Origin of the sequence: Acidipropionibacterium thoenii DSM 20276, from assembly GCF_000423445.1 — a bacterium.
Lineage (GTDB): Bacteria > Actinomycetota > Actinomycetes > Propionibacteriales > Propionibacteriaceae > Acidipropionibacterium > Acidipropionibacterium thoenii.
In genome coordinates this window covers 120,062-130,955 of sequence record NZ_AUHZ01000008.1, presented here as the reverse complement: position 1 = coordinate 130,955, position 10,894 = coordinate 120,062, and the positions used below count along the sequence as shown (strand labels likewise).

At 68.4% G+C, this 10,894-nt stretch carries 12 protein-coding genes and 1 riboswitch; of the genes, 2 read left to right on the top strand and 10 right to left on the bottom strand.

The features are described 5' to 3' along the window. Positions 1-35: 35 nt before the first annotated feature. From G554_RS14505 to G554_RS14495, 4 genes are all read right to left on the bottom strand, one after another. Positions 36-605, bottom strand: coding sequence for a hypothetical protein (locus tag G554_RS14505; RefSeq protein ID WP_036924404.1), 570 nt, complete (start codon positions 603-605; stop codon positions 36-38). A gap of 4 nt (positions 606-609) precedes the next feature. Then, a complete protein-coding gene (locus G554_RS14500; protein ID WP_051232356.1) occupies positions 610-1,182 on the bottom strand; it encodes a TetR/AcrR family transcriptional regulator in 573 nt (190 codons plus the stop codon). A gap of 259 nt (positions 1,183-1,441) precedes the next feature. Further along, the gene (locus tag G554_RS0103680; RefSeq protein ID WP_027586847.1) at positions 1,442-1,798 is read right to left on the bottom strand and encodes a ParB N-terminal domain-containing protein; all 357 of its coding nucleotides are present in this window, start codon (positions 1,796-1,798) and stop codon (positions 1,442-1,444) included. 110 nt (positions 1,799-1,908) lie between these two features. Then, positions 1,909-2,109, bottom strand: coding sequence for a CsbD family protein (locus tag G554_RS14495; RefSeq protein WP_036924402.1), 201 nt, complete (start codon positions 2,107-2,109; stop codon positions 1,909-1,911). Between the two features lie 238 nt (positions 2,110-2,347). Here G554_RS14495 and G554_RS0103670 point away from each other — a divergent pair, with 238 nt between their 5' ends. Beyond that, the gene (locus G554_RS0103670; protein ID WP_027586846.1) at positions 2,348-2,737 is read left to right on the top strand and encodes a DoxX family protein; all 390 of its coding nucleotides are present in this window, start codon (positions 2,348-2,350) and stop codon (positions 2,735-2,737) included. 255 nt (positions 2,738-2,992) lie between these two features. Here G554_RS0103670 and G554_RS14490 read toward each other — a convergent pair whose 3' ends face one another. The 3 genes from G554_RS14490 to G554_RS0103655 are packed head-to-tail and all read right to left on the bottom strand — an operon-like array spanning position 2,993 to position 6,758. Beyond that, positions 2,993-4,018, bottom strand: coding sequence for an ABC transporter ATP-binding protein (locus G554_RS14490; RefSeq protein WP_036924401.1), 1,026 nt, complete (start codon positions 4,016-4,018; stop codon positions 2,993-2,995). Then, positions 4,012-5,679, bottom strand: a complete 1,668-nt coding sequence (locus G554_RS14485; RefSeq protein ID WP_036924398.1) for an ABC transporter permease — start codon at positions 5,677-5,679, stop codon at positions 4,012-4,014. Before G554_RS14485 ends, G554_RS14490 begins: the two co-directional genes overlap by 7 nt. Beyond that, on the bottom strand, positions 5,676-6,758 hold the full coding sequence (locus tag G554_RS0103655) for a thiamine ABC transporter substrate-binding protein (RefSeq protein ID WP_027586845.1): 1,083 nt from the start codon (positions 6,756-6,758) through the stop codon (positions 5,676-5,678). Before G554_RS0103655 ends, G554_RS14485 begins: the two co-directional genes overlap by 4 nt. A gap of 65 nt (positions 6,759-6,823) precedes the next feature. Beyond that, positions 6,824-6,942, bottom strand: a riboswitch (TPP riboswitch). Between the two features lie 89 nt (positions 6,943-7,031). Between G554_RS0103655 and G554_RS0103650 the strand changes: the two genes are divergently transcribed. Beyond that, positions 7,032-7,628: a nucleoside/nucleotide kinase family protein gene (locus G554_RS0103650; protein ID WP_425393332.1), complete on the top strand. Its 597-nt coding sequence runs from the start codon at positions 7,032-7,034 to the stop codon at positions 7,626-7,628. Here the strand turns inward: G554_RS0103650 and G554_RS0103645 are convergent. The 3 genes from G554_RS0103645 to G554_RS14480 all read right to left on the bottom strand — a co-directional run bounded on the left by G554_RS0103645 (position 7,609) and on the right by G554_RS14480 (position 10,797). Beyond that, positions 7,609-8,298, bottom strand: coding sequence for a rhomboid family intramembrane serine protease (locus G554_RS0103645; protein ID WP_027586843.1), 690 nt, complete (start codon positions 8,296-8,298; stop codon positions 7,609-7,611). The genes G554_RS0103650 and G554_RS0103645 overlap by 20 nt on opposite strands. Further along, positions 8,295-9,194, bottom strand: coding sequence for a TIGR01777 family oxidoreductase (locus G554_RS0103640; protein WP_027586842.1), 900 nt, complete (start codon positions 9,192-9,194; stop codon positions 8,295-8,297). Before G554_RS0103640 ends, G554_RS0103645 begins: the two co-directional genes overlap by 4 nt. Before the next feature lie 100 nt (positions 9,195-9,294). Beyond that, entirely contained in the window at positions 9,295-10,797 is a 1,503-nt protein-coding gene (locus G554_RS14480; protein ID WP_245569931.1) for a DHA2 family efflux MFS transporter permease subunit, read from the bottom strand. Positions 10,798-10,894 lie beyond the last annotated feature (97 nt).

Below are 10,894 nucleotides of genomic sequence, written 5' to 3'. Positions count from 1 at the left end.
GGACCCCTAATGAGATTGAGGCGGAGTACAGGGAATCACGTCAGGTGGCCTGAAACCAAGTGTTTGGGCGTGTCCGAGAAACGGCAAGCAGTCCACTGACCGCTGTGGAAGTGCACCAGGATCGGGCGCGGTGACTGCTTGCGATCCCGGCTGTGGTAGGCGTCCACACGACCTCGCCGACCAGTATCCGCGTATTGAACGTTGTGGACCCGTACGATGCCGAGTGGCCGAACAGTCAATGGCATCGCCAGGTGCAGTACGTCGCGCAGGATCGAGCGTGGTGGAAGTTCCATGCCGAGATCATCAGCGACGGAGGCGGCCACAATCGATCGTGCCGCCAGGTTCCGATGAATGACAAGCGCCAGGCCCACCGAGGCCACCGCCGCGATGCCAGTCATCGAATGATCCACACAATCCTGTCCGCCGACAACGAGGACCGCTGTGGACACAGCAACAACGATCAGTGCCAGCCCCGCCGCGTCGCTGACTGTGTAGCTGATGACGAACGCGGCACTCGCCAGCGGGCGTGGTCGTAGCGGATGCCACAGCACCAACACGGTGAACAGCAGGATCACGAGAATGGCCGACGACGCTGGCGCAATCACAACGTCACCCCCCGCTGCCGGTCACCGGCTCAACGGCCGCCGCTCGCACGAACAGTTCCGCCAACTCATTGCCGACCATTATCGGGTCGAAATCCGGTTCAGCACGACACCGATACCCCGCCTCATCGATGGCGGCGCGAATCGCCAGCGCCATCACCGACGTATCAAACTCACAGAACAATCCCTTCTTCTGACCTTCTTGGAAGAAGTCGCTGAGATGTTCGATTCCAGCAGTGTGGAACTCGGCATACGGGGACTTCTGAGTGTCGGCATCTCGCACACTCAGCACATCAGCAACCGCAACGATGCCGTCGGGGTTCTCAGCCATGAACTCCAGGTTCGCGGTGATGTACGTGCGCAACTGATCGGCGCCGGGCTCGGCAGCTCTGATTCGCGGCCCGATGTACGCCTGACCGTCGGCGACGACTCGTGCGACGACCGCATTGATGAGGTCGCTTCGCCCTGCGAAATGATACGAGATGATCCCCGTGCTCGACAGGCCCGCGCGTTGCGCGATCCGCGCGAACGACGCCGAGCCGATGCCGACCTCGGCGATCGTGGCGATGGCCGCTTCCACGATCTGCTGCCGCCGGACCCACTCGGTGATCGATCGTCCCCTCCCTCGGCCTCGAGGTGTGGGTTCCGCACGCCGGTCGTTGCTCATGCAAGCAGATAATAGCTCACGCAAGCAATGACAAGGATCATCAGCTCCCGGACAGCGCAGACAGGTTGGCGGCCACGAACCTGAATGCGGCCCGGGCGCCGGGGGGCGGCTGTGGAACACCAGCCAGATGGCGGTCTGAGGGGCGCGGCGTCCATCCTCGTCCCGTGACCGATCAGTTGGTGTGGGCAGCCGCCAACCACTCGGCGTCGAGGAGGCGGAGGTCCCGCGGGTCCATGTCCTGGGCCCACCACGGCCGGGGAGTCAGGGGCAGCTTCCTCAGTGCCACCGGCACCACCGGGAGGCCGAGTCGCCGCGCCACGGCCAGCCGGTGATGCCCGTCCAGGGTGGCGAACTCTCGGTTGAAGGCCAGATCCAGGGGCTCGCGAATGCCGTTGGCCGCGATGTCGCGCTCCAGTTCATCGAGGTGGGAGGGGGTGTCCACCACATCGGCGGGTGCACCGACCAGTTCCCGGTCGACCACCTGGTACCTGGTGACCAACTCGGTGGGGAGAAGAACGGTGTGCGCCATGTGACGCACCCTAGTTGTGCCGCCCTCTCCTCCGAAGGTCACCTGGGCTCGACCCGGACCAGCTCCGCCGGCAGTCGCGAAGTCTCGTGATGACATCCTGCTCGGTGAGTTCAGTCACGACTCTCCCCCTTCGTGAGGCGCTGCGCCGCAGCTGCGAGTCCGGCTCTGGCATCGTCACCTGCACCCGTAACCCGCCCCTTCAGCTTCTGGGCGCGGTCCTCGGTCTCGATGCCCTTGTCTCCGGTGAGTGTGCCGATAGCCTCCTTGATCTTTCCGGCAGCTCTCTCGTACTCCGGATCGGTGGCCTTCATCGCGCTCCCGCTCCGTTCGTATCACCCCGAGCATGCCGCGCGGGCCGGTCAATCGTAGGAGTCGGTAGGAGTTCGGCACCGGCGCGCTCTGATCGGCGAGGGCCGACGACCAATCCTGGCGGAGCTCGGGAGAGACCACATCTGGAACCAACCATGCTGAGGGTGGGGCTACGCTGAGTGCCGCATGCCAGGCTGCTCACGGACCGGGCTGGGCGATCAAGCAGCGAGGAGACCTTCGATGAGCCATCAGCACCCACTGCGCACCCCCAGCAGAGTCGTTCTCGGAGGATTCCTCGCCGTGATGGGAGTGTTGCACCTCACCTCGGGCCGCAAGGGATTCCAGATCGCCGTGCCGGACTGGATGCCGGGCGACAAGGACACCACCGTCGTGATCTCCGGGCTCGCCGAGCTGGCGGTCGGACTCGGTGTGCTCTCGGGTCGTCACCAGAAGGCTTTCGGCCGGCTGGCCGCTCTGCTCTTCACCGCCGTCTTCCCGGGAAACATCCACCAGTACGAGAATCACCTGGATGCGGCACCTCTGCTCGACACCGACGAGAAGCGCCGCAACCGGCTGCTCCTCCAGCCCCCGCTGGTGTGGTGGGCCCTGGAGTCAACGCGGCAGGACTGATGTGTGGGACGGCGCCGGTATCGCCGCGACCGTCACGGACCGAGGGCTGAGCGGCGACCTCGGCACCCGTCCCGACCCGAAGCGCAATGGCCAGCTCCAGCCCCATGCCGATCTCGGCGCCCAGCGGCAGCAAGACGTTGACGATCTACCACCACACCACCAGCACGCGCGCAACGGCCGGCCCACCATGGCCGTGTGCAGCACCAGAAGAACTCATCCGGTCTGCCCCTCCTGGTCTTGCTCACCGCCGGTCCGTCAGTATCTCGGTCCCACATGAACCAGGGCCTTGGCGTCCACCATGAGATCGACGAACTCCGCTCGGTCCATCCCCCCACCGCCGGTGGCCGCCGCCAGGCGCCCGTCCGGCAGCCTCACCTCCACCTCCGTGCGGCCCCTCACCAACCGCGAGGACGCCACCTCCACCCTGATCTGCCCGGGGCCGGCAACGCCGGATTCCACCAGCAGCGATCCGACCGGCAGCGCCACTGGGCCCTCGACCCGCACCCCGAACCAGAGCGCCATCTGCTCGGCAGCCACCACTGGCCCCTGTCCCAGCAGCTCCACCACGGCCTCATCGGCCGGGTGGTTCCACAGCTCAGAAGGAGTGTCGAGCTGCACCAGCCGGCCGGCCTCCATCACGCCGACCAGGTCGGCCACCGCGAAGGCCTCGTCCTGGTCATGGGTGACGTGGATCGTCGTCGTGGCGGTACTCCGCACCATCGCCCGGATATCGGCCGCCAGCCGGGAGCGCAGCGCCTTGTCCAGGCTGGACAACGGCTCATCGAGCAGCAGCAACCGCGGCTTGGCGGCCAGCGCCCGGGCCAGCGCCACCCGCTGCGCCTGACCGCCGGAGATCTCCTGGACGGCCCGCTTCTCGAAGCCCGCCATACCGACCAGCTCCAGCAGCTCGGCCACCCGGGCACGGCGTCTGGCCCTCGGCATGCCGGTCAGCGCATAACCGACATTTCCTGCCACATCGCGGTGCGGGAACAACTGGCCGTCCTGGAACATCAGGCCGAAGCCGCGGCGGTGGACCGGCACCCCAGTGACATCCTCGCCGTCCCACAGCACCCGCCCCGACTGCGGGGTCACCAACCCCGCGACCGCCCGCAGCAGCGAGGACTTGCCCGACCCGGAGGCTCCCAGCAGGGCGATCAACCGGCCGGGGGCCACATCCAGGCTGACCCCATCGACCGCCGCCGGGCCCCCCGGCAGGTACCTCACCGTCAGATCCTGAACCGACAGGCCCGCCTGGCCTCCCTCACCGATCCGCCTCACCATGACGTCACCTCCGGGGGTCGAAGTCTCTCGGCGATGCTCATCACGATCACCGTCATCGCCGCCAGCAGCACCGAGGAGGCCATCGCCATCCCGTAGTTGGCCTCCCCGGGCCGGGAGATCAGCCTTCCGATCGCCACCGGCAGTGTCATGTGGTCGGGTCTGGCCAGGAATGACGTTGCCCCGAACTCCCCCAGGGAGGTCGAGAAGGCGAATCCCACCGCCAGTCCCAGACCGCGCGCCAGCACCGGCAGGTCGACGGTCCCCAGCACCCGCCAGGGTGCTGCTCCCAACGCCGCTGCCGCCTCCCGCTGGCGCGGGTCGATGCCCCGCACCGCGGGCAGCAGCACCCGGATGACCAGCGGGATCGCGACCATCGCCTGGGCGATCGGCACCAGCACCGCAGAGGACCTCAGGTCCAGCGGCGGGCGGTCCAGGGTGATGAGGAAGCCGAATCCGACAGTCACTGCCGAGACCCCCAGCGGCAGCATGAACGCGGCATCCCCGATCGACAGCCCGGCCCTGCCCCAGCGGCTCCTCGGACGCCGCGACAGCAGCAGGGCCACCACCGCACCCAGCCCGACCGCCAGCATCGTGGCCCACACCGCGGTGGTGAGCGAGTTGACCAGGGTCTGCCAGACGCTGGTCGCCATCCCGGAATCATCCCCGGTGGCCATCAACGCCCGGTAGTTGGCCAGCGACCAGGCATCGCCCAGCTGGAAGGAGCGCTCCACCAGGGTGAGGATCGGAGCCATCAGCAGCACCAGGATCACCGCCGCGGTGACCGCCACCGGCAGTCCGTCGCGGCGTCCCGAGAACTTCAGCGGCCCCGGGGAGGCGTTGCCCAGGGAGCGCTGCAGGCGCTGCTGGGCCCGGCCCGACAGGAACAGGCAGGTTCCGGTCAGCGCCAGCTGCACGATCGCCAGGGTCGAGGCCGCCGGCAGGTCGAGGAACTCCACGGTCTGGGTGTAGATCTCGGTCTCCAGGGTGGAGTACCGAGTGCCGCCGAGCACCAGCACGACGCCGAAGGCCGAGGCGCAGAACAGGAAGACGACGGCTGCGGCCGAGGCGATCGCGGGGGCCAGGGCGGGCAGCGTGACGGTGCACCAGACCCGCACCGGGCCGGCCCCCAGGGCCCGCGCGGCGTCTGCCCTGCGGGGATCAAGTTGCGCCCAGGTGGAGCCGACGGTGCGCACCACCACCGAATAGTTGAAGAACACCAGGGCCGCGGTGATCGCCTGCCAGGAGCCGTCCAGGCCCAGGAAACCGAGCCGGCCGTTGGCGGCCAGCAGGGTCCGGAAGGCGACGCCGACCACCACCGTGGGCAGCACGAAGGGCACCGAGACGAGTCCTCTCACGATGGTGCGGCCGGGCCAGCTCACCCGGTACAGCAGGTGTGCGCCGAACAGCCCCAGCAGCAGGCAGATCAGAGTGCCCAGGGTGGCCTGCCCGATGGTGAAGCGAATGATTCGCCAGGTCCGCGCCGAGGCGAAGGTCTGGACCATCACCGACAGGGTCGGGCGGCCGTTCTCGTCGGTGAATCCCTGGGCGACGAGGTTGACCGCCGGGGCGGCGAAGAAGACCACCAGGAACCCCACGGCCACCAGCCCGGCGGCCAGCCAGCAGGCGCGCCATGCCCACTGGGCCGGCCGGTAGGACCTCATCCCTGCACCGTCTCGGTCCACTCCTTGATCCAGCTGTTGCGGTTGGCCGACAGCGTCTCGGGGTCGACCTTGATCGGATCGGAGGCCAACGGGGCGAACTTCTTCCATTCGGCCGGCAGCGGGACCGTCGAGTCGATCGGATACATGTACATCTGCCCGGGGATGTCGGCCTGGGCCCGCTTGGACAGCAGGAAGTCGATGAAGGCCTTGGCTCCGGCCGGGTTCCTGGCGCCGTGGATGACGCCGGCGTACTCGGTCTGGCGGAAGCAGGTCTGCAGCAGCGCCGAGGTGGAGGTGGTGGTTCCGTCCTTGCTCACCGTGAAGGCCGGGGAGGTCGAGTAGGACAGCACCAGGGGGTACTTGCCCTTGCCCTCCCCCGCGCTGAAGTCGACGTTGTAGGCGTCCTCCCAGCCCTTGTCGACCTTGACGCCGTTGTTCCTCAGGCTGGTCCAGTAGGACTGCCAGCCGTTCTCCCCCTTGGCGCCGACGGTCGCAGCCAGGAAGGCCATCCCTGGCGAGGAGGTCGCCGGGCTGGAGACCACCAGCAGATTCTTGTAGGCCGGCTTGGTCAGGTCGTCGAGAGTGACCGGCAGGGTCAACTTCCTGGCGGCGAACCAGGCGTCGTCGGCATTGATGCAGACATCGCCCTGGTCGATCGGGGTGAGCCTGCCGTCGGTCCCCTGGGTGGCCGACTCGGCCGAGGCGGGCAGTGCGGAGGGGGTGTAGGAGTCCAGCACCCCGGCGCTGACGGCCCGGCCGGCGAAGGTGTTGTCGATGCCGAAGACGGCGTCTCCCAGGGGCGAGTCCTTGGTGAGCACCATCTGGTTGACGACGGCGCCGGCATCTCCCTGGGAGATGAACTTCGGCCGGTAGCCGGTCTGCTGGGTGAACTCGGCGATGACACTCTTGCTCATGTTCCACGAGTCATGGGTGATGATGGTGACATCCTTGGACTGCGCCGAGCCGCTGGCCGAGGGCGAGGCCGACGACCCCGATCCCGATGAACCGCAGCCGGTCAGCGCCATCGCTGCGGCGACCAGCACGGCCAGCCCCTGGCATCTCTTGTGAATCCTGAACATCTGGCTCTCCTCCATATGGAGGGGTCTGACCCCGAGCGGGGCCTCCTCGAGGCGCCGCACGGAGCCTGGAGAGAATCTCGACTCCCTACGCCGGTTTCGCCCCGCTGCTGCGGGCCCGGATCAGGTTCGAGGGTCTGCCTTCTCGGCACTCTCAGCACGTTGACGTGCTCCCCTGTCGACTGCGAGAACCTTATCAGGCCCGGATGCCGGGGCCACCACCCGGTGGGCCACCGGCCCGCCGGGAATCCTCACCACTGGGGCATCATGTGGGTCGTGACCCCAGACCAGATCGACCAGCTCGCCGGCCAGATCCTGGCCGACGCCACCAGGGCCAGCGCTGGCAACCGGCCGCGACGCCCGGTGGTGCTCATCGACGGTGGTTCCGGGTCGGGCAAGTCCACCCTGGCAGATGCCCTGGTCCCGGTTCTCCAGGCGAGCTCAGGACGGCCCTGGCAGCTGGTCCACGATGACTTCTACCCGGGCTGGGCCGGTCTGTCGGCTGCCTGGACGCTCATCCCCGACCACATCCTGGCCCGCCACGATCCCGGCTACACCCGCTGGGACTGGTCGGCGAACGCTCCGGGCACCCGCCGGGAGCTGGACCCCGACGAGCCCCTCCTCATCGAGTGCTGCGGGGCGTTGACCCCGGCCACCGCGGCGTTGGCGACCACCCGGATCTGGTGCCAGATGGATGCCGGGACCCGCAAGCAGAGGGCGTTGGCCCGCGATGGTGAGGTCTTCGCCCGTCACTGGGCGATGTGGGCGGTGCAGGAGGAGCTGCACTGGCTGCGTCACCACCCCCGGCGGCTGGCCGACATCGTGATCGACGAGAGGACTCCCTGGCCGCCCGTCACCCCACCACAGGGGTGATCGCGTACTTGAGGACCACCAGCCCCGCCATCAGCACCAGCATCCCGGCGAGCGCCCACCAGGTCATCGGTCGGTGGCCCTGGCGGATCCGCTTGGCGTCCTCGAAGAAGATCACCCCGGTCATCAGACCGGCCAGGAAGCCACCGACATGGGCCTGCCATGCGATGCCGGGGATGAGGAAGACCAGTGCGGCGTTGAGTGCCAGAACCGTCCACAGGCCACGGGTGGAGCCGCCGAGACGCCGCTGGAGGATGAGCAGGGTGCCGAAGAGCCCGAAGATGGCGCCGGATGCCCCGACCATCCCGTCGTACCAGCCGGGCACGATGGCCGTCCCGGTCTCGGCGGGAGAGGCCATCAGGATGAACAGCACCGAGCCGCCCAGGGCCGACAGCAGATAGCTGACGGCGAACCGAACCCGGCCCAGGAAAGGTTCGATACCACGGCCCAGGAACCACAGCGCCAGCATGTTGAAGCCGACGTGGGTGATGTTGAGCGAATGGGCGAAGGCCGAGGTGAGGAACCGCCAGGGCTCGACGCGCCCGGCGGCCGGGCTCAGGGCGAGGTCGTTGATGACATTGCGATCGGCGAGTTCGACAAGCCAGACCAGCACGCAGATGCCGATCAGCGTGTAGGTGACGACGGGTTGCGGTCGGGAGTTCTGGCTGCTCAACTTCTTCCCCGCTCGGCGACGTCGATCGCGCTGTCGATGGTGCGATCGTCGAACTCGAAACCGATCCTCTCCAGGACCCCGCCGCGGACCCGCTGACCCGCCAGCAGGGCCTCCTCGACGAGCTGGGAGCCGAAGACCGCCCGGACCGCCGGGGTGGGCAGAGGCACCAGGTGGGGGCGGTGGAGGTAGTGCGTGTAGGCGGTGATGAACTCGGCGTTGGTGACCGGTGTCGGCGCCACCAGATTGATCGGACCGACGATCTCGGGGTTGGTGAGGGCGGCGATCATCACCCGGACGTGGTCGCGAAGACTGATCCAGGAGAGGTACTGGCGCCCCGATCCCATCCGTCCGGCCAGTCCCAGCCGAGCCATCGGGCGCTGCTTGGCCAGGAACCCTCCCCTGGGGGAGATCACCTGTCCGGTGCGCAGCATCACCACGCGGACGCCGTCCGGGGCCTCGGCGGCCGCGGCCTCCCACTGACGGCAGACGTCGGCGAGGAAACCCTCGCCGGCCGGGTCGGACTCCGACACCCACTCGTCACCGTGCGGCCCGTAGTAGCCGACCGCCGAACCGTTGAGGAATGTCTTGCACCGCGCAGAACTCTCCAGGGCCCGGGTGACGATCCGGGTGGTGTCGAGCCGGGAGTACAGGATCCGGTCCTTCTGCTGAGGGGTCCACCTGCCTGTGGCGATGGGCTCTCCGGCCAGGTTGATGACGGCGTCGACGTCATCGAGGAAGGGCGGGGCGATGGACAGGGTGTCGAGGTCCCACCGTCTGTCACTGGGCTCGATCGGCTCGTGGCGGGTCAGGGTCACGACCTCGTGACCTTCCTTCCGCAACTGAGTGACCAGCGCGCTGCCCAGCAGGCCGGCGAAACCCCCGATTGCGATGCGCATGGCCCCAAGTGTAGGAAGGACGGCCGAACCGCACCGGGTCCCGCGCCGATCGGCAGGTCCCCTGGTCGACGCCGACGGCGGAACGATCATCCCCGGGCGATCACCGGGGCTGCGACTCGTCGGGATCGGCCACGGCGCGATCCGGCACCGCGTAGTTGCGGAACAACAGGGCGCAGATCATGGCTGCCAGGGCGGCTGCGGCCGGCAGCAGCTGGGACTGGGCCAGCCCTCGCGCCAGGTCTCCGCGGGCGGCGATCCGGGCGTCCATCATCATCGCGATGAGAGCCGAGCCGAGCACACAGCCGAGCTGCCGGGTGGCGTTGTAGACCCCCGACCCGGCACCGGCATCGGCCTGTCCCAGGTCGTGGGTGCAGGTCAGCGAGATCGCCGACCACATGGTGGCGGCGCCGACGCCGAGCACCGCCGAGAGCACGCAGAACACCCAGAATCCGGTGGTGTCGTTCATCGTCAGCGCCCAGCCCAACGTCCCCGCCGCGGTCAGACCGGTACCGATCGCCGCGATCCGGCCGGACCTGAAGCGGTGCAACTGACGGCCCACCACCGGCGAGAGGACGGCCGAGCACACCGCGGTCGGCACCAGGATCAGCGCCGCCCTGGTCGGGGAGAGGCCTCGTGCCGACTGGAGGTAGATGGCGGTGGGCAGGCTGATCGCGGTGACCGACATCCCCACGAAGAAGATTGCGATATTGGCCAGGCTGAAGTTCCAGTTGTCGAACAGTGCCAGCGGCAGCAGCGGGTCGGGGGCTGCTCGCCGGCGTCGCGCCCGGCTACCGGGCCGCTGGGTGATCACGAAGACCACCATCAGGGCGACGCCGACCGCCAGGATCAGCGGCACCGAGACGACTCCCCAGACGCTGCCCCAGTGGTAGGTCTCGCCCTCCTGGATCCCGAAGACGATCAGCGCCATCGCGACCCCCGAGACCACGACGCCGACCCAGTCCAGCGCCCTGGACTGACGTTCCAGGTCCGGGACCACCTTCCAGGCCCGCCACAGCCCGTACAGGCCGACCGGGACATTGACGAAGAACACCCACTGCCATCCCAGACCGTCGACCAGCAGGCCACCGAGGACCGGTCCGACGAAACCGGCGACCCCAGCGGTGCCTCCCCAGATCCCCATCGCCGCACCACGGCTGTGGGCCGGGAAGAGCCGGGTGATGACGGTCATCGACTGCGGGTTCATCAGCGCCGCTCCGACCCCCTGGACGGCCCGCGATGCGATGAGCATGCCGATGGAGGCCGACAGTCCACAGCCCAGCGAGGCCACCGTGAACACCGCCATCCCCACCAGGTAGACGTTGCGCGGCCCGAACCGGTCGCCCAACCGCCCGCTGATCAGCAGCGGCACCGCATAGGTGAGCAGATAGGCGCTGGTCACCCACACCCCGCCGGTCAGCCCGGTGTGCAGACCTCGCATCACTGCGGGCAGGGCGGTGGTGACGATGGTGACGTCGACCATCAGCATGAAGAACCCGATGATGACGGCCCACAGCGCCGACCACGCCTGCCTCTCGGAGATCTCGTTGCCCTTGCGGTCGCGGGCGAGATCGCTTGGCGCGTGGCTGGCGGCGTCAACGGGCACAGCGGCTCCTCCGAGCGCAGGGGTTACGGGCCGAGCCAGTGTATGCCGGAGCGCCGGGCCGGCCCATTGCCGACCGGACGGGCGGCGCGGCCCCGCC

Bases quoted from the DNA above. Each gene is read 5' to 3' on its own strand.
- G554_RS14490 (WP_036924401.1), bottom strand. From the start codon at position 4,018: ATGGTGAGGCGGATCGGTGAGGGAGGCCAGGCGGGCCTGTCGGTTCAG.
- G554_RS14495 (WP_036924402.1), bottom strand. From the start codon at position 2,109: ATGAAGGCCACCGATCCGGAGTACGAGAGAGCTGCCGGAAAGATCAAG.
- G554_RS14485 (WP_036924398.1), bottom strand. From the start codon at position 5,679: ATGAGGTCCTACCGGCCGGCCCAGTGGGCATGGCGCGCCTGCTGGCTG.
- G554_RS0103655 (WP_027586845.1), bottom strand. From the start codon at position 6,758: ATGTTCAGGATTCACAAGAGATGCCAGGGGCTGGCCGTGCTGGTCGCC.
- G554_RS0103680 (WP_027586847.1), bottom strand. From the start codon at position 1,798: ATGGCGCACACCGTTCTTCTCCCCACCGAGTTGGTCACCAGGTACCAG.
- G554_RS0103670 (WP_027586846.1), top strand. From the start codon at position 2,348: ATGAGCCATCAGCACCCACTGCGCACCCCCAGCAGAGTCGTTCTCGGA.
- G554_RS0103640 (WP_027586842.1), bottom strand. From the start codon at position 9,194: ATGCGCATCGCAATCGGGGGTTTCGCCGGCCTGCTGGGCAGCGCGCTG.